The 19,573-nt window shown below is 61.8% G+C and carries 16 protein-coding genes; 12 read left to right on the top strand and 4 right to left on the bottom strand.

Features of this window, described 5'->3' with window-relative positions:
* Positions 1-35: 35 nt before the first annotated feature.
* Both PRZ03_RS03950 and PRZ03_RS03955 read right to left on the bottom strand, forming a co-directional pair.
* Positions 36-419 (bottom strand): hypothetical protein, encoded by a 384-nt coding sequence (locus PRZ03_RS03950; protein WP_273599129.1) that lies wholly within the window; start codon positions 417-419, stop codon positions 36-38.
* A gap of 23 nt (positions 420-442) precedes the next feature.
* On the bottom strand, positions 443-1,285 hold the full coding sequence (locus tag PRZ03_RS03955) for an isopenicillin N synthase family dioxygenase (protein ID WP_263531910.1): 843 nt from the start codon (positions 1,283-1,285) through the stop codon (positions 443-445).
* Between the two features lie 376 nt (positions 1,286-1,661).
* Here PRZ03_RS03955 and PRZ03_RS03960 point away from each other — a divergent pair, with 376 nt between their 5' ends.
* From PRZ03_RS03960 to PRZ03_RS03980, 5 genes are all read left to right on the top strand, one after another.
* The gene (locus PRZ03_RS03960) at positions 1,662-4,520 is read left to right on the top strand and encodes a 2-oxoglutarate dehydrogenase E1 component (RefSeq protein WP_273599130.1); all 2,859 of its coding nucleotides are present in this window, start codon (positions 1,662-1,664) and stop codon (positions 4,518-4,520) included.
* A 105-nt stretch (positions 4,521-4,625) separates the two neighbouring features.
* Positions 4,626-5,867, top strand: a complete 1,242-nt coding sequence (odhB, locus tag PRZ03_RS03965) for a 2-oxoglutarate dehydrogenase complex dihydrolipoyllysine-residue succinyltransferase (RefSeq protein ID WP_273599131.1) — start codon at positions 4,626-4,628, stop codon at positions 5,865-5,867.
* A gap of 151 nt (positions 5,868-6,018) precedes the next feature.
* Entirely contained in the window at positions 6,019-7,440 is a 1,422-nt protein-coding gene (gene lpdA / locus PRZ03_RS03970; RefSeq protein WP_273599132.1) for a dihydrolipoyl dehydrogenase, read from the top strand.
* 65 nt (positions 7,441-7,505) lie between these two features.
* Positions 7,506-8,618: a cell division protein ZapE gene (gene zapE / locus PRZ03_RS03975; protein ID WP_273599133.1), complete on the top strand. Its 1,113-nt coding sequence runs from the start codon at positions 7,506-7,508 to the stop codon at positions 8,616-8,618.
* Positions 8,618-9,280: a hypothetical protein gene (locus PRZ03_RS03980; RefSeq protein ID WP_273599134.1), complete on the top strand. Its 663-nt coding sequence runs from the start codon at positions 8,618-8,620 to the stop codon at positions 9,278-9,280. Before zapE ends, PRZ03_RS03980 begins: the two co-directional genes overlap by 1 nt.
* On the opposite strand, the gene PRZ03_RS03985 is transcribed toward PRZ03_RS03980, so the two are convergent.
* A complete protein-coding gene (locus PRZ03_RS03985) occupies positions 9,281-10,048 on the bottom strand; it encodes a PP2C family protein-serine/threonine phosphatase (protein WP_273599135.1) in 768 nt (255 codons plus the stop codon).
* A 67-nt stretch (positions 10,049-10,115) separates the two neighbouring features.
* Here PRZ03_RS03985 and PRZ03_RS03990 point away from each other — a divergent pair, with 67 nt between their 5' ends.
* Positions 10,116-10,319, top strand: coding sequence for a YdcH family protein (locus PRZ03_RS03990; RefSeq protein ID WP_263531917.1), 204 nt, complete (start codon positions 10,116-10,118; stop codon positions 10,317-10,319).
* A 120-nt stretch (positions 10,320-10,439) separates the two neighbouring features.
* Positions 10,440-12,437: an ATP-dependent DNA helicase gene (locus PRZ03_RS03995; RefSeq protein WP_273599343.1), complete on the top strand. Its 1,998-nt coding sequence runs from the start codon at positions 10,440-10,442 to the stop codon at positions 12,435-12,437.
* Between the two features lie 76 nt (positions 12,438-12,513).
* On the opposite strand, the gene PRZ03_RS04000 is transcribed toward PRZ03_RS03995, so the two are convergent.
* On the bottom strand, positions 12,514-13,293 hold the full coding sequence (locus PRZ03_RS04000; RefSeq protein ID WP_263532286.1) for an outer membrane protein assembly factor BamD: 780 nt from the start codon (positions 13,291-13,293) through the stop codon (positions 12,514-12,516).
* Positions 13,294-13,478: 185 nt separating this feature from the next.
* On the opposite strand from PRZ03_RS04000, the gene PRZ03_RS04005 reads away from it, so the two are divergent.
* The 5 genes from PRZ03_RS04005 to rlmN all read left to right on the top strand — a co-directional run bounded on the left by PRZ03_RS04005 (position 13,479) and on the right by rlmN (position 19,569).
* Positions 13,479-14,510: an RluA family pseudouridine synthase gene (locus PRZ03_RS04005; protein WP_273599137.1), complete on the top strand. Its 1,032-nt coding sequence runs from the start codon at positions 13,479-13,481 to the stop codon at positions 14,508-14,510.
* A gap of 260 nt (positions 14,511-14,770) precedes the next feature.
* On the top strand, positions 14,771-15,538 hold the full coding sequence (gene scpB, locus PRZ03_RS04010; protein ID WP_273599138.1) for an SMC-Scp complex subunit ScpB: 768 nt from the start codon (positions 14,771-14,773) through the stop codon (positions 15,536-15,538).
* Positions 15,535-17,787 carry a pseudouridine synthase gene (locus tag PRZ03_RS04015; protein WP_273599139.1) on the top strand — a complete coding sequence of 751 codons (2,253 nt, stop codon included), beginning with the start codon at positions 15,535-15,537 and terminating at the stop codon, positions 17,785-17,787. The genes scpB and PRZ03_RS04015 overlap by 4 nt, the downstream gene beginning before the upstream one ends.
* Before the next feature lie 108 nt (positions 17,788-17,895).
* Positions 17,896-18,321 (top strand): nucleoside-diphosphate kinase, encoded by a 426-nt coding sequence (ndk, locus tag PRZ03_RS04020; RefSeq protein ID WP_263531921.1) that lies wholly within the window; start codon positions 17,896-17,898, stop codon positions 18,319-18,321.
* 132 nt (positions 18,322-18,453) lie between these two features.
* Positions 18,454-19,569 (top strand): 23S rRNA (adenine(2503)-C(2))-methyltransferase RlmN, encoded by a 1,116-nt coding sequence (rlmN, locus tag PRZ03_RS04025; protein ID WP_263531922.1) that lies wholly within the window; start codon positions 18,454-18,456, stop codon positions 19,567-19,569.
* Positions 19,570-19,573 lie beyond the last annotated feature (4 nt).

A 19,573-nucleotide genomic window follows, 5' to 3' on the forward strand; every position in this document is an offset into this window, starting at 1 on the left:
TTGATTCCACTCATAAGTTATGAATGGGAGTGATGCTAGCCCTCTGATTCGCCTTCGACTCTAGTGGCTTGCCCGAGTTGCGGCTGGCCGCTAACTTGCAGGTTCGAGTCACAACCGATGCCGGCCGCGATCCAGCGCGCGCTGATTCGAGTCAGCAGCATGGACAAACGGCCCGTCGCGGCACCGCGCCAACCCAGTACCTGCAGCGGCGCAATCAGCATGCCGCAGACATAACGCCGTTCGGAGTCTGACCATTGCAAGGCGCTGCAGGCTCCGCGCAAGCGTCGGCTGACCAGCATGCCGATCGGGCAGGGCGCACTCAGGCAGCAAACGCCGCAGCCATTGCAAGGCGCGCCTTCGGCCGGCTTGGGTGGGGCGGCCGGGTGGATATGAATGACTTGATGTGGCTGCTCAGGCATCCGTCCACTGTAGCGCTCTGGGCTCAGGTCTTGACGCCGAGTTCGCGCAGCCGCTCTTGCAAATACTCGTCTGCGGTGTAGCGGTCGGACAGCACCACCTCGTTGCGCGGATGCAGGAACAGCGGCAGGGAAATGCGGCTGCGCTTGGCGCCTTCGCCGCTGGGGTTGACCACGCGGTGCTGGGTGGAGGGGTAATAGCCTTGTGAGGCTTCTTCCAGCATGTCGCCGATATTGATGATCAGCATGCCGAAATCGCAGGGCACGTCGAACCAGGCGCCGTCTCGTCCCTGCACCTGCAAACCAGGCTCATTGGCTGCCGGCAGAATCGTCAGCAGATTGATGTCGCCATGCGCTGCCGCCCGCAAGGCGCCCGCCGGCTCTTGGCCCGTCAGAGGCGGGTAGCGCAGCACGCGCAAAAGGGTCAGCTTGCTGTCCTTGATCATGTCGGACAGCGGCTCGCGGTAATGTTGGGCAATCTCTGCCGGGGTAAAGCGCTCGACCCAAGACAAGAGTTCTTGCGCCAGACCATTGGCCTGCTCGAAGTAGGCCTGAGCCTGCGCCCGCAATTCCGACGGCGCCCTGCCCCAGGGGTAGTAGTGGAAGTACTCCTTGATGTCCTTCAGCGCTGCGCCCTTGGCGGTCTCCGACGTGTCGGTGGAGAAGTATCCATCCTGCGTTTCCTTTGAAAAAGCGAACTGCTGTTTTTCATTGGAGTTGAAAAAGCTTAGCCAATCGGCATAGATTTTTTCGACCAGTGCTTGCTGAATCGGGTGATTGACGAGGACGCCGAAGCCAGTCTCGTGCAGCGAGCGGGTGAATTGCTCGGCCGCATCGGCGGCCCGGTAGTCGACAACCTGTACTTGCATGGGATCTCCTGTGTGTCCCGACGCCGAGCCATTCAATCGCGGGGCAGGGCGTTCGGCCGCAAGTCTAGGGCAAGCGGGGCGACTTCGCAAACGTTTGCATTGGCCGCTTGGAAAACCGCGCTCTGGCTTGAATTGGCATGACAGGCTTCAGATGCTGAGACTATTTACCGATAAGGGCTGGAGTCCGAGGCCTTGACTTTGCATTGTCATCAGCAGCAACGGTGATAAAGTCCGCCCCTTGAGACTAATGGTCCTTCCCGTCCCCTTGGCTGGCAACAGCTTCGGTGGGTCGCAATCCGCCAACCGGTAGAGCCGTGCCGCGGAAGGTTTTTTTTAACCAGCCAGATTCCCGGAAGCCGGGTTAGAGGTGAGCGAGATGATGCAGCAACACAGGTCCAATTCCTACCTGTTCGGGGGCAATGCGCCCTATGTAGAAGAGATGTACGAGGCCTACCTCGACAACCCGGCCTCGGTGTCCGACACCTGGCGCACCTATTTTGATGCGCTCCAGCATGTGCCCGCCACCGACGGCAGCGATGCCCGGGATGTTGCGCATGCACCGGTGATCGAATCCTTCGCGCAACGCGCCAAGGCCAACGCCTTCGGCAACAAGGCCTCCAGCGCCGATCTGGCCGTCGCCCGCAAGCAGGTCCATGTGCAGTCGCTGATTGCCGCCTACCGCAATGTCGGTTCGCGCTGGGCCGATCTGGATCCGCTGCAGCGCACCGAGCGCCCGCGCATTCCGGAACTGGAAACATCGTTCTATGACCTGACCGAGTCCGATATGGACATCCCGTTCAGCGCCACGAACACCTATTTCTCCACGGCCGAGAACATGACCTTGCGTCAGATCGTGCAGGCTTTGCGTGAAACCTACTGCGGCTCAATCGGCGCCGAGTACATGCACACCACCGACCAGACCGAGAAGCGCTGGTGGCAAGAGCGCTTGGAAGCGATCCGCTCCAAGCCCAGTTTCACGCCCGAGAAGAAGAAGCATATCCTCGGCCGTCTGACCGCCGCCGAAGGACTGGAGCGTTACCTGCACACCAAGTACGTCGGCCAGAAGCGCTTCTCGCTCGAAGGCGGCGAGAGCTTCATCGCGGCGATGGACGAGTTGGTGCAAGGTGGCGGTGCGTCCGGCGTGCAAGAAATCGTCATCGGCATGGCCCACCGTGGCCGCCTCAATGTGCTGGTCAACACGCTGGGCAAGATGCCTAAGGACTTGTTCGACGAGTTCGAGCACAAGGCCCCTGAAGACCTGCCCGCCGGTGACGTCAAGTACCACCAAGGCTTCTCCAGCGATGTGACCAGCCCCGGCGGCCCGATTCACCTGACGCTGTCCTTCAACCCGTCGCACCTGGAGATCGTCAACCCGGTGGTCGAGGGTTCGGTCAAGGCCCGTATGGACCGCCGTGGCGACAAGACCGGCGCGCAAGTGTTGCCGGTGCTGGTGCACGGCGACGCGGCTTTTGCCGGTCAGGGCGTCGTGATGGAAACGCTGGCGCTGGCACAAACGCGCGGTTATTACACCGGCGGCACGGTGCACATCGTCATCAACAACCAGATCGGTTTCACCACTTCCGACCCACGCGACAGCCGCTCAACGCTGTATTGCACCGACGTCGTCAAGATGATCGAGGCGCCGGTCTTGCACGTGAACGCCGATGATCCAGAAGCCGTGGTGCTGTGTACGCAGCTGGCGCTGGAGTATCGCCAGCAGTTCAAGAAAGATGTTGTCGTTGACATCATCTGCTACCGCAAGCTGGGCCATAACGAGCAAGATACACCGGCGCTGACACAGCCGCTGATGTACAAGAAGATTGCTCAACATCCCGGTACCCGCAAGCTCTACGGCGACAAGCTGATCGCCCAAGGCGTGCTGACCGCGAGCGGCCCGGACGATATGTTCAAGGCCTACCGCGCTGCGATGGACGAAGGCCGTCACACGGTTGACCCGGTCCTGACCAACTTCAAGAGTAAGTACGCGACCGACTGGTCACCGTACCTGGGCAAGAAGTGGACCGACAGCTGCGACACCGCGCTGCCTATGGCTGAGTTCAAGCGTCTGGCCGAGCGCATCACCACGGTGCCCGAGACCTTCAAGGTGCACTCGCTGGTCGAGAAGGTCTTGGCTGATCGCGCCGCAATGGGCCGCGGCGAGATCAATGTCGACTGGGGCATGGGCGAGCACATGGCTTTCGCGTCGCTGGTGGCCAGCGGCTACCCGGTGCGTTTGTCGGGCGAAGATTGCGGCCGTGGCACTTTTGTGCACCGTCACGCCGTGCTGCACGACCAGAATCGCGAGAAGTGGGATTCGGGCACCTATGTGCCGCTGCAAAACGTAGGCGAAGGTCAGGCGCCGTTTGTCGTCATCGACTCGCTCTTGTCCGAAGAAGCGGTGCTAGGCTTTGAGTACGGTTACGCTTCGGCCGACCCCGTCACCTTGACGATCTGGGAAGCCCAGTTCGGCGACTTCGTCAATGGCGCGCAAGTCGTGATCGACCAGTTCATCGCCTCCGGTGAAGTCAAGTGGGGCCGCTCCAACGGCCTGACCTTGATGTTGCCGCATGGCTATGAAGGCCAAGGTCCTGAGCACAGCTCGGCCCGCTTGGAGCGCTTCATGCAATTGGCCGCCGACAACAATATGCAGATCGTGCAGCCGACTTCGGCCTCGCAGATCTTCCATGTTTTGCGTCGCCAGCAACTGCGCATGTTCCGCAAGCCGCTGATCATCTTGACGCCCAAGTCGCTGCTGCGCAACAAGGACGCGACTTCGCCGATCACCGAATTCACCAAGGGTGATTTCAAGACCGTCATCGGTGAGCGCGACACCACGATCGACGCAGCCAAGGTCAAGCGCGTGGTCGCTTGCTCGGGCAAGGTCTATTACGACCTGGTCAAGTCACGCGCCGACCGCAAGGCGACGGACGTTGCTTTGATTCGCGTTGAGCAGCTCTACCCCTTCCCGCACAAGGCCTTTGCCGCTGAGCTGAAGAAGTACCCCAACTTGGCCGAGATCGTCTGGTGCCAGGATGAGCCGCAAAACCAGGGCTCATGGTTCTTTGTCCAGCACTATGTGCACGAGAACATGGTCGATGGCCAGAAGCTTGGCTACGCCGGTCGCCCGGCCTCGGCTTCGCCGGCCTGCGGTTATGCGCACCTGCATCAGGAGCAGCAAAAGGCGCTGCTGGATCAGGCCTTCGGCAAGCTCAAGGGCTTCATCCTCACCAAGTAAGGCTATGCCGGTCGCCTGTGGCGCCGTCATAGCTCCGGCTGTTGGAGCGGACTCATAGAGCCGCTCAACAGCCGGATGTATACAAAAAACACGAAAGACAAAATCATGGCCATCGTAGAAGTCAAAGTCCCCCAGCTGTCCGAATCCGTCGCTGACGGTACCTTGCTGACCTGGAAGAAGAAGCCCGGCGAAGCCGTCGCCATTGACGAAATCCTGGTTGAAATCGAGACCGATAAGGTCGTGTTGGAAGTGCCAGCGCCTAGCGCCGGCGTGATGGCCGAAATCGTCCGCAATGACGGCTCCAGCGTCGTCAGCGAAGAAGTCATTGCACGCATCGACTCCGAAGGCAAGGCCGGCGCCGCCGCTCCTGCCGCTGCCGCCGCCCCAGTTGCTGCTGCTCCTGCTGCTGTGGCTGCTGTAGCCGCCGGCAAGGGCGACGTCGCCATGCCCGCCGCTGCCAAGCTGCTGGCCGAAGCCGGCATGAGCGCCAGCGCCGTTGCCGGCACCGGCAAGGATGGCCGCGTCACCAAGGGTGATGTGTTGGCCGCCAAGACTGCGGTGCCTGCACCGGTGGCCGTTGCCGTAGCTGCAGCTGTGGCCAAGCCGCTGCCGGCCGTGGCAGCGCCTGCCGCCATCAACTTGGGCGATCGCCCCGAGCAGCGCGTGCCCATGAGCCGCCTGCGCGCGCGCGTGGCCGAGCGCCTGCTGCAATCGCAAGCCACCAACGCCATCCTGACCACGTTCAACGAAGTGAACATGGCGCCGCTGATGGAGATGCGCAAGAAGTTCCAGGAAAAGTTCGAGAAAGAGCATGGCGTCAAGCTCGGCTTCATGAGCTTCTTCGTCAAGGCCGCGGTCGCCGCCTTGAAGAAGTTCCCGGTCCTGAACGCCTCGGTGGACGGCAATGACATCGTCTATCACGGCTATTTCGACATCGGCATCGCTGTCGGCTCGCCGCGCGGCTTGGTCGTGCCGGTGATCCGCAATGCGGACCAGATGAGCTTTGCCGACATCGAGAAGAAGATCGCCGAGTTCGGCCAGAAGGCCAAGGAAGGCAAGATCTCGCTGGACGATCTGACCGGCGGCACCTTCTCGATCTCCAACGGCGGCACCTTCGGCTCGATGCTGTCGACCCCCATCATCAACCCGCCTCAGTCGGCCATTCTGGGCGTGCATGCGACCAAGGACCGCGCCGTGGTCGAGAATGGTCAAGTGGTGGTGCGCCCGATCAACTACCTGGCCATGTCTTATGACCACCGCATCATTGACGGCCGCGAAGCCGTCTTGGGCTTGGTCACGATGAAGGATGCGCTGGAAGATCCAAGCCGTTTGCTGTTTGACATCTAAACGGCTACTGCGCGACCTCATGGCAGCGTTGCGGGTCCCGTCCTCCCGATCCTCACGTAGCGCCGCTACGTTCCGGTCGGTCGGCACCCGCGCCTTGCCCTGAGGCCGCTCGCTACGCCTTGGCGACCTCACAGAGATTTCAGGAACACCTATGACCACCAAACAATTCGACGTCCTCGTCATCGGCGGCGGCCCCGGCGGCTATATCGCGGCGATCCGCGCGGCGCAACTCGGCTTTAATGTGGCCTGCGTTGATGAGTGGAAGAACGAGAAGGGCGGCCCTGCGCCCGGCGGCACTTGCACCAATGTGGGCTGCATTCCTTCCAAGGCGCTGCTGCAGTCCTCCGAGCATTTCGACCACGCCAACCATCACTTTGCCGAGCACGGTATTTCGGCCGACAACGTCAAGATGGACGTGGCCAAGATGCTGGCGCGCAAGGACATGGTCGTCAAGCAGAACAACGACGGTATCTTGTATCTGTTCAAGAAGAACAAGGTCACCTTCTTCCACGGTCGCGGCTCTTTTGTCGGCGCCAAGGACGGCTTGTATGAGCTCAAGGCCGGCGAGGAAACTGTGCTGGCCAAGCATGTGATTCTGGCCACTGGCTCGAATGCCCGTCAGTTGCCGGGTGCGGCTTTCGATGAAGAGATGATTCTCTCCAACGATGGCGCGCTGCGCATCGGCGCGGTGCCGAAGAAGTTGGGCGTTATCGGCTCCGGCGTGATCGGCCTGGAGATGGGTTCGGTCTGGCGTCGTCTGGGCGCCGACGTGACGGTCTTGGAAGGTCTGCCGACCTTCCTCGGCGCGGTCGACGAAGGCGTGGCCAAGGAAGCCGCCAAGCTGTTCAAGAAGCAAGGCCTCAAGATTGAGCTGGGCGTCAAGATCGGCGAGGTCAAGGCGAGCAAGAAGAGCGTTAGCGTTTCCTACACGGACGCCAAGGGCGCCGAGCAGAAGGCCGAGTTCGACAAGCTGATCATCTCGATCGGCCGTGTCGCCAACACCATCGGTCTGAATGCTGAGGCTGTTGGCCTGAAGCTGGACGAGCGCGGCGCCATCGAGGTGGACGGTGACTGCAAAACCAATCTGGCCAATGTCTGGGCAGTCGGTGATGTGGTGCGTGGCCCGATGCTGGCGCACAAGGCCGAAGAAGAGGGCGTTGCCGTGGCCGAGCGTATTGCCGGCCAACACGGCCATGTCAACTTCAACACCATCCCTTGGGTGATCTACACCAGCCCCGAGATTGCCTGGGTGGGCCGCACCGAGCAGCAGCTCAAAGCAGACGGCGTGGCCTACAAAGCGGGGCAGTTCCCCTTCATGGCCAATGGCCGCGCGCGTGCTTTGGGTGACACCAATGGTTTCGTCAAGTTCCTTGCCGATGCCACGACCGACGAAATCCTGGGTGTGCACATCATCGGCCCTTTCGCTTCCGAGCTGATCTCGGAGGCCGTCGTGGCGATGGAGTTCAAGGCTTCGGCCGAGGACATCGCCCGCATCTGCCACGCCCATCCATCGCTGTCCGAAGCGACCAAAGAGGCGGCGCTGGCGGTTGACAAGCGCACGCTGAATTTCTGATTCGAGTTTGATGTGTTGAACGAGAAGGGGCGGCGGGTGTCGCCCCTTTTCATTGGAAATTAGGCATGACGTCCTCCGAGACCACCGTTACCGAGCTTTACCAGCAGACCCTCGCCGAACGCGGCTTCAAAGCCGACCCGGCGCAGCTGCGTGCGGTCGCTGCTTTGCAGCGCTGCCAGAACGAATGGGCCGATTACAAGGCTCGTCGCGGCAATGTCGTGACCAAAATGCTGGTGCGCCCGCCCTTGCCACGCGGCGTCTATATGTACGGCGGCGTCGGGCGGGGAAAAAGCTTTCTGATGGACTGCTTTTTCCAGGCCGTGCCGCTGACGCGCAAGACCCGGCTGCACTTCCATGAGTTCATGCGTGAGGTGCACCGCGAGTTGCATGAACTTAAGGGCATTGCGGACCCACTGGATGAATTGGGCAAACGTATCGCCAAGCGCTTCCGGCTGATCTGCTTTGATGAATTCCATGTGTCGGATGTGACCGACGCGATGATTCTGCATCGCTTGCTGGACGCTCTGTTCCGCAATCGCGTCAGCATCGTCACGACCTCCAACTTCATGCCGGATGGGCTCTATCCCAACGGCCTGCACCGCGACCGCATCTTGCCGGCGATCGCGCTGCTCAACGAGAAACTCGAAGTCATCAATGTCGACAACGGCTTCGATTACCGCAGCCGCACGCTCGATCAGGTGGAGCTGTATCACTGCCCCCTCGACGAGACGGCCGACAAGGCCTTGAACACGGCGTTTGAGGCCTTAGCCGAGGCGCGCGACGAAGACCCCGATCTGCATATCGAGCAGCGGCTGCTGCGCGCTAGGCGCCGCGCCGGCGGGGTGGTGTGGTTTGATTTCTCCACCCTATGCGGCGGGCCGCGCTCGCAGAACGACTACCTGGAGTTGGCGACCCAGTTTCACACGCTTCTTCTCAGCAATGTGCCGGAGATGCCGCCGCGTTTGTCAAGCGAGGCGCGCCGCTTCACTTGGCTGATCGACGTGCTCTATGACAGGCGGGTCAAGCTGGTGATGTCGGCTGCCGTGGCGCCCGAGGCGCTCTATACCGAAGGGCCTTTGGCGCATGAGTTTCCGCGCACCGTTTCGCGTTTGCAGGAGATGCAGTCGTCCGAATATTTGGCGCTGGCGCGACGCGATGTCGACACCAGCTTGACGTGATGGGCCACCGACTTATGCGCGGCTATTCATCATGGGCGTTCTTTTTGCTGATGGGATCGGCGGCGGCCCAGGATGATCGCGCCGAGCTGATCACACTGAACGAGCAACGCGCCGTCATCGAAGCGCAGTTCAAGGCTGAGAGTGAAAGATGCGCAGGCCGCTTTTTCGTCAACGCCTGCCTAGATGATGCCAAGCTGCGCCGCAGTGCCGGCTTGAAGCCCCTGCAAGACCGCGAAGCGGTGCTGGACGCCAATGAGCGGCGTGCGCGGGCAGAGGCACAGCGCGTGCGCGTGGCCGAGCGCGAGCGTGAATTTGCTGCTGCCGAAGGGCGCCACCGAACCGAGCAGCTCTTGGCGCCGCAAGTCGCACCCGCACCGCCTGCCGCCAAGGCCAAAGCAGCAAGCCCGGCCAAGCCCGGTGCACAAAGCCCGGCCACGACGCAGCAGGCCAAGCAGGCGCTTGAGCGTGAAGCGGCGCAGCGTCGGCAGCTGCAAAAGGCTGATTATTTGGCGGAGCAAGAGGCCAGGCAAAAGGCCGCTGAACGGCGGCAAGTGCTCAGGGACGAGAAGCTCAAGGGCAAGAAGCAACCGATAGCCTTGCCAATCCCCAGCGCCGCCGAGATCGAGGCCGCGTCCAGCGCGCCGCCCCCAATCAAACGTTGATCAGCTCAGCGCCTGAACCCGCACGATTGCCAGCGATAAGTTGTCGCCGCCGCCACGGGCGCGTTGCCTAGCTTTGCTGATCAGCAACTCCGCCGCCTCGCGTGGCGGCAGGGTGTGCAGCACGACACCCAATTCGCTGGGCGTGAAGAAGTGCCAGAGACCATCGCTGCAGCACACAAGCGTGTCGCCATCCTCGAGCCCCTCAATACACTCGCTGCTGCCGACGGGGTCTTGCACGGTGCCCAGGCAGCCGGTCAGCAGATTCGACTGTGGATGCACCGAAGCCTCGGCCTCAGTGATTTCGCCTTTATCAACCAGACCCTGCACAAATGAATGGTCAAGCGTGCGCTTGAGCAGATTGGGGCCGCGGAACAGATAGATGCGCGAGTCGCCGGAGTGAATCCAGTGGCAGCGCCGATCCGCCGTGATCATGAAGGCTGCAAGAGTGCTGTGCGGCTCCTCCTCGGCCGATAGGGCGGTCAGCTTGATCATCAGGTGGGCCTCGGAGAGGATTTGCTTGAGCAATTCTTCCTCTGACTCCTGGCCGGGTACGAAACGCTCGAACAATTGCTGGCTGGTCAGCAATACCTGGTCGGCAGCTTTTCGCCCGCCGCTTTTGCCCCCCATGCCGTCAGCGACGACCGCGAGCAGGCAGGCGCTGTTGTGAGGGTGGAGGATCACCTCGACTTGGTCTTGTTGGTATTGACGGTCGCCCCGGTGGGTACCGGTGGCGGCGCTCAGGCGAAAGCCCGGGAGGGTGCGAGTCATGGCGAGGCCTGAAGTTCCTCAAAACTATAATCGCTAATCAACTGCACATCTGCCTAGCCGGGCCCTTATGGATGAACAACTTCACTCTCTGTCGCGACGTCTGATCGAATTGCGCATGGAGCATGCCGATTTGGATGTTTTGATAGACCGTGTGGCTTTGGAGCAGCCTTTGGATGAGTTGAGTTTGCGGCGCCTGAAAAAGCGCCGTCTCGGCCTGCGTGACTTGATCGTGCGCATTGAGCAGGCTTGCGATCCCGATGAGCTGGCTTGACGAGTTCCTTCTTTTGATTTCGTTTGATTTGACGCTGCTTTGACGCGACCTTCCCCGCCCACGCTAGACGACTCCTTTGATGAGGCCTTTGGCGATGCCATCCACGAGCCCGAGGAGGAGGTGCAAACGCCCGCCGTCAGCGAGTTGGAGCAATGGGTAGCCGCCGCCTTTGATGAGGGTGGGCCGCTGGCGCGCAGTGATGCCGGCTACAAGCCGCGCGAACAGCAACTGGCGATGAGTCAGGCGGTCGCCCGCGCGATTGCTCGCCGCGAAACCTTGGTGGTGGAGGCCGGCACCGGCGTCGGCAAGACCTTTGCGTACCTGGTGCCGGCGCTGCTGTCGGGCGGGCGCGCCTTGATTAGCACTGCGACCAAGAATTTGCAGGACCAACTCTTTATGCGCGATCTGCCGCGCCTGTGCGAGGCCTTGCAGATGCCGGTGCGAATTGCGCTGCTGAAAGGGCGCAGCAGCTATCTGTGCATTCACCGCATGAACCAGGCACGCTACAGCAGCGAACTGCCGGATCGGCGCGCGGTCATGGCGCTCTCAAGGATCGAGATCTGGGCGCAGCAAACCAAGAGCGGCGACTTGGCCGAAATGGACGGCATGGACGAGCGCTCGCCGGTGATTCCGCTCGTGAGTTCCACACGCGAAAATTGCCTGGGCAGCGAGTGCCCGGAGTTTCGTGCTTGCTATGTGGTGAAAGCGCGGCGCGAGGCGATGGAGGCCGATGTGGTGGTCGTCAATCACCATCTGTTCTTCGCCGACATGACCTTGCGCGACACCGGTGTGGCCGAGCTCTTGCCCAGCGTTGACCTGGCGGTGTTTGACGAGGCGCACCAACTGGCTGAGGCCGGTGTGCAGTTTCTGGGTCAGATGTTGGGCACGGCACAGTTGCTCGATTTCGGCCGTGATGTTCTGGGCCTGGGGCTTGCCCAAGCACGTGGCTTGCAGGATTGGCAGGGCTTGCAGTTGCGCGTCGAGCGCGCGGCGCGTGAGTTACGCTTGGTTTGCGCGGGACCCTTGGCGGCCAATGGCCGCGAAGTCCGCGGCATGCTCAAGCTCGCTTGGGTCGAGCGCGCCGGCCGGCCGGGCTTTGATGTAGCGCTGGCCGACGTCAGCGCAGCGGCCGAGTTGGCCATCGAGATGCTGGCGTCAGTCATGGACAGCTCGCCCGACTTTGTGCGCTTACACGAGCGCGCGGTTGAGTTGCGCTCTTTGGCCGAGGTTTTCGCCTCCGAACCCGAGGCGGCTGATGTGCGCTGGATAGACCTGACGCCCCATCAGGCTCGCTTGATCGAGTCGCCCTTGGACATTCGCGAAGCGATGATTGAGCAATTGGCTCGAGCGCCCAAGGCCTGGATCTTCACCTCGGCCACGCTCGGGGACGACGAGCGCCTCACTTGGTTCACCGAGCCGGCCGGGCTGGATGATGCGACCGTGCTGCGGGTTGGCAGTCCGTTCAACTACACGGACAACGCCAGGCTCTACATCCCGCGCAACTTCCCCAAGCCGAGTGAGCCCGAGCACGGCGCCGAGGTCGCCGCTTTGGCGGCCCGCTGCGCAAGAGCCTTGGGTGGGCGGACATTTGTGCTAACGACCACTTTGCGCGCATTGCAAAACATTGGTGACGGCTTGCGCCGCGAGTTCGAAGCCGGTGGTGACAGCTTGATGGTTTTGCAGCAAGGTGCCGCACCCAAGCGCGTGCTCTTGCAGCAGTTCATCGATGATCCGCGTGCGGTCTTGGTCGGATCGGCCAGTTTTTGGGAGGGCATCGACGTGCCCGGCGACACGCTGCAATGCGTGTTGATCGATAAATTGCCGTTCCCGCCACCCAATGATCCGCTGGTTGAAGCGCGGGTCAAACGGCTGGAGGCGGCCGGGCGCAATGCCTTTGCACATTACTTCATTGCCGAGGCCGCGATTGCGCTCAAGCAAGGCGGCGGGCGTCTGATTCGCACCGAGCAAGACAAGGGTTTGCTGGTTGTTTGTGACCCGCGTATGGCGGGCATGAACTACGGTCGGCGTTTGCGTGAGGCGCTGCCGCCCATGACACGCTTGGCCGAAGAGGCCGAGGCGCTGGCGTGGTTGACCCTGCTGGCCGAGGAGCGAAGCTAGGGCTAGATCAGGCCAAAAAAAAGCGCGTGTTGAACACGCGCTTTTAAGTCAGCTGGCAGCTCTCAGTTGCCGGCGTTCACCAAAGTTTCCACCAGGCCTTGTCGGCATTGGCGCCGCCGGTGGCGTAGATGCCGTTCGGAAAACTCTGTTGCAAGACCCGTTGGGCGTCATCGCGCAGTGGGCGCAGGCCGAGCTTGTCGTAGCTCTGGGTCATCAGATAGAGCGCTTCTTCAACGGCAGGTGCGGTCTGGAATTCCTGCACCGCGCGCTGCGCCCGATTGGCCGCTGCGACATAGGCGCCGCGGTTGAAGTAATAGCGTGCGACATGTACTTCGTATTTGGCCAAGGTATTGGTGATGTAGTCCACCCGGACGCGTGAGTCGGGCGCGTACTTGGAGTCGGGGAACTGCTCGATCACCTGCCGGAAAGCGAGCAAGGCATCGCGGGCGGCTTGTTGATCGCGCTCCGAAATGTCCTGGCTTGCGATGCGACCAAACAGGCCCAGATCTTCATTGAAGTTGACCAGGCCCTTCATGTAGATCGCATAGTCCAGCGCCGGGCTGGAGGGGTTGAGTTTGATGAAACGCTCCAGCGTGGTGACAGCCTGCGCACGCTCGCCTGAGCGGTGGTAGGCCCAGGCCAAATCGAGCTGCGCTTGCTGGCCGAGCAAGGTGCCTGCGGCGCGTCCCTCGACCTTTTCCAGTGTCTTGATCGCGCGGTCAAAACTGCCCGAGGCCATGTCTTCCTTGGCCTCTGCGTACAATTTGTCCAAATTGGCTTGCGAGTTCGGATCATCTTTCGGGTCCGAGGAGCAGGCTGCGAGCGTCATCGCCAACAGACCGGCCGCACAAAGCAGCCAGCCGGAGGGGCGGTGCGAAGCCTTGTTGGGCGAACCCGGGGTCGAGGCTGAGGCAGCCGACCCTTGCAACTGTGCCAGCTTTGACAGCTGTGACGGGTGGCTTTCCACGCAATTTTCTATCATGATCCCTACAGGGCGGTGCAGATCACCAGCCCTTACTCTGAAGACGGAGCTTTGATTATATGGTTCAGGCCCTGCCTGCAAGTGAGCCCACCGCCCTGACGGCCGGCGAGGACGAATGGGATGCCGAACAAACCGGCATTGCGGATGAGGTCGAAGCGCGCGAGGCGCAAGTTGATGCCACTTGGCACAACCAAAGACTGGATCGTTTTCTGGTGCAAATCGCTCCCGAGTTTTCACGCAATCACCTGCAAAGCTTGATTGATGTGGGCTGCGTCAAGATCAACGGTTTGGCGGCCAGCAGCGCTTCGCGCAAGCTGCACGCCGGCCAAAACGTGCGCATCGAGTTGCAGCCAACGGCCGAGAGCCGCGCCTTCAAGGCGGAAGCGCTGCCCTTGGACATCGTCTATGAGGACGAGCATGTGCTGGTGCTTAACAAGGCCGCTGGCATGGTGGTCCATCCGGCCTCTGGCAATTGGTCCGGCACGGTCATGAATGGCTTGTTGGCCCATCACCCCGCTGCAGCTGCCTTGCCGCGCGCCGGCATCGTGCACCGTTTGGACAAAGACACAACCGGCTTGATGATGGTGGGCAAGAGTCGCGAAGCGGTGACGGCCTTGACAAGGATGATCGCTGCACGCGAGGTGCACCGGGAATATTTGGCGCTGGTGTTTGGCCGAGTGCCCGAGCAAATGGAAATCAATGCGCCGATTCGCCGCGACCTGATCTCACGCGTCAAGATGGCGGTGTTGGCCACCGGAAAACCCTCGCGCACCGACGTCTATGCCTTGGGTGTGGGCGAGGAGGGGGTGCGCAGCATCACTGCGGTTCATTGCGTGCTGCACAGCGGGCGCACGCATCAGATTCGCGTGCACTTGGCCTACAAGGGTTATCCGCTGGTGGCGGATGCCTTGTACGGTGGCGTGCCGGCTTTGGGTATGACAAGGCAGGCTTTGCACGCGGCCAGGCTCGGGTTTACCCACCCCGTCAGCGGTGAGGCCTTGCAATTTGATGCGCCTTTGCCACAAGATTTGGCATCTGCATGGGCTTTACTCGGGCTTGCAGAACCCGAATGGCCAAGTACGACGTCCTGAGGGCGTTACAATCGGTGCGGCAAGAAGTGGGGCAATGCCGCGCAAGAGCGTTTCAGCTCCAGCGGCGCAGTTTGCTCTCCTCTGTCTTTGCGTGTACCTTGCTTGATGGCTTGAGTTTTCAAGCCAACCGCAATTCCTCCGCCTTTCAAGTTTCGGGTGAGCCATAGGCCGCAAGCCAGTTCGTTTGCAGGCAAGCTCAGCGCCAGAGGGCTGGACTTAGAAAAATTCCCCGCATGAATCGGGACAAATGACGAAAGTCAATGAATACACAGGATGCTAAGCGCGTCCTCGAGACCGCGCTGATTTGTGCTCAGCAACCGTTGACTCTGCGCGAAATGCGCAGCTTGTTTGCCGACGCCGTCGGCCCGGATACCTTGCGCAGCGTCTTGGACGAGTTGACGCAGGACTGGGAGGGGCGCGGCGTCGAGTTGGTGGCGGTGGCTTCGGGTTGGCGATTTCAGAGTCGGCCCGAATTGCGCGAATACTTGGATCGCCTGCATCCCGAAAAGCCGCAACGTTACTCCAGGGCGGTGATGGAGACTCTGGCCATCATTGCTTACCGGCAGCCGGTGACCCGGGGCGATATTGAAGACATTCGAGGCGTGGTGGTCTCGACGCAGATTGTCAAACAGTTGGAAGATCGTGGCTGGATTGATGTGATTGGTTATCGCGAGGCGCCCGGACGACCGGCGCTGTACGCCACCACGCGTCAGTTCCTCGACGATCTGGGCCTCAACAGCCTTGAGCAGTTGCCGACCTTGGACTTTGGCGTGGCGCCGGCTGAGGCCTTGGCCGACGCGGCCGGCATTCAAGGTCAGTTGATTAGTGAAGTAAATGAAATGAATGAAGTGATCGAGTTGGCTGAGCTTTTAGAAAAGCCGGCCACCGATGTAGTGGAGCCCGCAGCGGGCTCGCAATTTCCCCCCAGTTTCCCCACCGCGCCTATCGTCAGCGATACAGGCGCATCCGTTCCGGCCCAGCCGGATCCACAGTCTGACGCCGCCGATCAGGTGCATACCGACGCATGAATTCAAACGATATCGACCCCAAAGCCCAGCCCGAAGCCCTCGGCGCCGCCTCCAGTGAGGCAGGCGAAGTTGCTGCACCTAAGCGCAAGCGCAGCCCGGCCAAACCCAAGGCAGAAGCGGTGCAGGCTGTCGAAGCGGCTCCGGCCTCGACTGCCGAGCCCACAGCCGCCGAGGCGGCCGCAGTGAGCAAGCCGCGTGCGGCCCGCAAGACGGCTGCCAAGAAGGCGGATGCTGAGGTGGCGGTTGAAGTGGCAGTCGCTGTGCCGGTTGATCTGCCGACGGCGGTCGTAGCGCCGCAAGTTGCCGATGAAGAGGCGCCCAAACGTCGCGCACCCCGCAAAACAGTCAGCAAGGCCGCTCCGGTGGAGACTGCAGTGGCAGAGTCGGTAGTGCCAGAGCCCAAGCCGCTGTTTACCCTGGCGCCGGAAGCAGTGCCCATCATCACAAGCAGCAGCGCCGCCGAATCCGGTGCGAGCGAAGCAGCCAACGAGGGCGTTGAGCAGGGTGAAGGCGGAGAGCGCGGTGGGCGCAACCGCAATCGTCGGCGCGGCCGCAAGGATGGTGCAGAGGGTTTTGAGCCGCGTGCGCCAAGGCCCGATGCAGTTCAAGCCGAGCCGGCGCCCGAGGTGCTGGCGGCGGTGGGCGAGCGTTTCGCCCAGGTCCTGGCTGGTGAATTTGGCGAGGCCGACGACGAGGTCGATGAGCTGCCCGAAGTTCAGGAAGAAGAGGAAGTCGAAAGCAAGCGCGTCTTGGCTGCCGAGGCGGACGCGCCCAAGCTGCAAAAGGTCTTGGCACAGGCCGGCATCGGTTCGCGCCGCGACATCGAAGACATGATTGCCGATGGCAAGATCGAGGTGAATGGCGAAGTGGCCCATATCGGCCAGCGCATCTCCTTTGGTGACAATGTGCGGGTGGCTGGCAAGGCGATCCGCATCCGTATTTCACCGCCGCCGCCGCGCATCCTGGCCTATCACAAGCCGGCCGGTGAGGTCGTCACCTTCAATGACCCCGAAGGTCGTCCGACCGTGTTCCGTCATCTGCCGCGTTTGCAGCAGGGCAAATGGCAGGCTGTCGGCCGGCTTGACATGAATACGGAAGGCCTGCTCTTGTTCACCAACTCCGGCGAGTTGGCGAATCAGTTGATGCACCCACGTTTTGGCGTTGAGCGCGAATACGCGGTTCGCGTCCTGGGTACCTTGAACAATGATCAGCGCGCGCGTTTGCTGGAGGGTGTGATCATTGAGGGCCAGAAGGCGGCCTTCAAGAGCATCGAAGACGGCGGCGGCGAAGGTATCAACCGCTGGTACCGTGTCGTCATCACCGAAGGCCGCAACCGCGAAGTGCGCAAGCTGTTTGATTCCATGGGCCTGACGGTGAGCCGTTTGATCCGGATTCGCTATGGCACGGTGGTGCTGCCGCGTGGCCTGAAACGCTGCGTCTGGATCGAGTTGGGCGAGGATGATGTGCAGGTGATTCGTCGCCTAGCTGGCGGCGATCAGGCGCGCGGTGGCCGCGAGGAGCGTGGTGACCGAGGCGATCGTGGCGATCGTGGTGGGCGGGGCGAGCGCGGTGAGCGCAACGCTCCGCGCGGCGGCGAGCGTGGCAATGAACAGCGCGCCGAGCGCGGCCCTGATCGCGGTGGTGAGCGCGGCGGTGACCGCAACGCCGAGCGCGGCAATGCGAATACGCGCGGCCGTCGCGCCGATGGGCGCCATGCCGGTGTCGGTCCGCGCCCAAGTCGGGTCGCAGAGCAGCCCGAGCGCGGGCCGGGCAATGACCGTGGTGATCGCGGTGATCGTCCTCAAGGCCGTGGCCGTGACGGCGGCGGCTACGACAGGCCGGCCGAGCGTTTCAGCGAGCGGCCGTCGGAGCGCAGCAATGAGCGCGGCCCCGACCGTGGTGACGACGACTTTGAAGAAGCCATTCCGCGCAATATCAATCCGCTAGAGCAGACCTTCGATCGCCGCTTTGCCGGCAAGGGTCGTGGTATTCCTTCCGGCTTTGGTGCCGGCGGCAGCGCCCCCGATCGTGGTGGCCGACAAGGCGGTGGCCGAGGTGATGGCAATCGCGGTGACGGCCCACGTCAGCCCGATCCGCTGCAGACTTCGGTCGGCTATATCGGCGCCGATGCCTTTGTGCGCCGCAGCGGCCGTGGCGGCGGCGGTGGCCGTGGCGGTCAGGGCGGCCAAGGCGGCAATAGCGGTGGCGGCGGCCGCTCGGGTGGCGGCTATGGCGGTCGCAACCGTTGAGTCCGGTTGTCAGGTGGCTCTGCCCTGAGCTGCCTGACACCTTGGCTGACACCATCACACAGTACAATTCTTGGTTTTGCCAAGCCCTAAGATTTCAGGAGAATACCCATGGCTATCGAACGTACTCTTTCCATCATCAAGCCCGACGCAGTCGCTAAGAATGTCATCGGCCAAATCTATGCACGCTTCGAAGGCGCTGGCCTGAAGATCGTTGCGGCCCGCATGGCCCACCTGTCGCGCGGCGAAGCCGAAGCGTTCTATGGTGTGCACAAGGCACGTCCATTCTTCAACGACCTGGTGAACTTCATGATCTCCGGTCCCGTGATCATCCAGGCTCTGGAAGGCGAGAACGCGATCCTGAAGCACCGTGACCTGATGGGCGCTACCGATCCTAAGAAGGCTGAGAAGGGCACGATCCGCGCCGACTTCGCCGATAGCATCGACGCCAATGCCGTGCACGGTTCCGACGCTGCTGAAACGGCCGCCGCCGAGATCGCGTTCTTCTTCCCCGGCATGAACGTTTACAGCCGTTAAATAGAACCACCCCCTACGCGCTTCGCGCGCCCCCCGCATCTTTACTAGATGGGGGCGAGCCCAGTGGACTGGCAGAGCCAGCTCAACGGGCTCTACTTGATGGGATCGTGAATTTGTGTAGAGGAGAATGAAATGAACCCGGTCAACCTACTTGGACTCGATCTGGCAGGCTTGACCGAGTACTGCGAGCAGCTGGGTGAAAAGCGCTTTCGCGCCACCCAGTTGTTTCGTTGGATTCATCAAAAAGGCGCGTCTGATTTTGATCAGATGTCTGACCTGGCCAAGTCGCTGCGCGATAAATTGGCTTCCCGGGCGCACATCACGGCGTTGCCGGTGATTTCCGAGCATCTTTCTGCCGACGGCACGGTCAAATGGCTGTTTGACGTTGGCGCAGGCGATGCGGTCGAGGCGGTGTTCATCCCCGAAACCGACCGCGGCACGCTGTGCATTTCCAGCCAGGCGGGTTGCGCCGTCGGCTGCCGTTTTTGCTCGACCGGACATCAGGGCTTCAGCCGCAATCTGGATACCGGCGAGATCATTGCTCAGCTCTGGTATGCCGAGCACAGCCTACGCAAGCGCTTGGGCAAGAGCGAGCGCATCATCTCCAACGTGGTCATGATGGGCATGGGCGAGCCGCTGCAGAACTACAACGCCCTAGTTCCGGCCCTGCGCATGATGCTGGACGACCATGGCTACGGCCTTTCGCGCCGGCGCGTGACGGTATCGACCTCCGGCGTGGTGCCGATGATTGACCGCCTGCGCGATGACTGCCCGGTGGCCTTGGCCGTGTCCCTGCATGCGCCGACCGACCCACTGCGCGATCAGTTGGTGCCGCTGAACAAGAAGTACCCGATTGCTGAGCTGCTGGAGGCCTGCAATCGGTATCTGGACAAGGCACCGCGCGACTTCATTACGTTCGAGTACTGCATGCTGGACGGCGTCAACGACACGCCCGAGCAGGCGCACGCGCTGGTCGAGTTGTTGCGCGGTCATGTGTCTTGCAAGATCAATCTGATCCCCTTCAACCCTTTCCCGGCCTCGGGGCTCAAGCGCAGTTCGCGCGAACGGGTGATGGCATTTGCCGAAATCTTGATCCAGTCCGGGCTGGTCACTACCGTGCGCAAGACCCGCGGTGACGACATTGATGCCGCATGCGGTCAGTTGGCTGGCGAGGTGCAGGACCGCACCCAGGTTCAGGTGCGTATGGTGAGGGCGCCAATGATGGTAAAAGGCGCGGATCTTTCCTGAATGC

It is taken from the genome of Roseateles albus (genome assembly GCF_028595345.1).
GTDB classification, from domain to species: domain Bacteria; phylum Pseudomonadota; class Gammaproteobacteria; order Burkholderiales; family Burkholderiaceae_C; genus Paucibacter_A; species Paucibacter_A albus.

Excerpts from the sequence above, each read along its gene's own strand:
- odhB (WP_273599131.1), top strand. The coding sequence starts at position 4,626 with ATGGCCATCGTAGAAGTCAAAGTCCCCCAGCTGTCCGAATCCGTCGCT.
- PRZ03_RS03980 (WP_273599134.1), top strand. The coding sequence starts at position 8,618 with ATGGGCCACCGACTTATGCGCGGCTATTCATCATGGGCGTTCTTTTTG.
- PRZ03_RS03955 (WP_263531910.1), bottom strand. The coding sequence starts at position 1,285 with ATGCAAGTACAGGTTGTCGACTACCGGGCCGCCGATGCGGCCGAGCAA.
- zapE (WP_273599133.1), top strand. The coding sequence starts at position 7,506 with ATGACGTCCTCCGAGACCACCGTTACCGAGCTTTACCAGCAGACCCTC.
- ndk (WP_263531921.1), top strand. The coding sequence starts at position 17,896 with ATGGCTATCGAACGTACTCTTTCCATCATCAAGCCCGACGCAGTCGCT.
- scpB (WP_273599138.1), top strand. The coding sequence starts at position 14,771 with ATGAATACACAGGATGCTAAGCGCGTCCTCGAGACCGCGCTGATTTGT.
- PRZ03_RS03985 (WP_273599135.1), bottom strand. The coding sequence starts at position 10,048 with ATGACTCGCACCCTCCCGGGCTTTCGCCTGAGCGCCGCCACCGGTACC.
- PRZ03_RS03950 (WP_273599129.1), bottom strand. The coding sequence starts at position 419 with ATGCCTGAGCAGCCACATCAAGTCATTCATATCCACCCGGCCGCCCCA.
- PRZ03_RS04015 (WP_273599139.1), top strand. The coding sequence starts at position 15,535 with ATGAATTCAAACGATATCGACCCCAAAGCCCAGCCCGAAGCCCTCGGC.
- rlmN (WP_263531922.1), top strand. The coding sequence starts at position 18,454 with ATGAACCCGGTCAACCTACTTGGACTCGATCTGGCAGGCTTGACCGAG.
- PRZ03_RS04005 (WP_273599137.1), top strand. The coding sequence starts at position 13,479 with ATGGTTCAGGCCCTGCCTGCAAGTGAGCCCACCGCCCTGACGGCCGGC.
- PRZ03_RS03990 (WP_263531917.1), top strand. The coding sequence starts at position 10,116 with ATGGATGAACAACTTCACTCTCTGTCGCGACGTCTGATCGAATTGCGC.
- lpdA (WP_273599132.1), top strand. The coding sequence starts at position 6,019 with ATGACCACCAAACAATTCGACGTCCTCGTCATCGGCGGCGGCCCCGGC.
- PRZ03_RS03960 (WP_273599130.1), top strand. The coding sequence starts at position 1,662 with ATGATGCAGCAACACAGGTCCAATTCCTACCTGTTCGGGGGCAATGCG.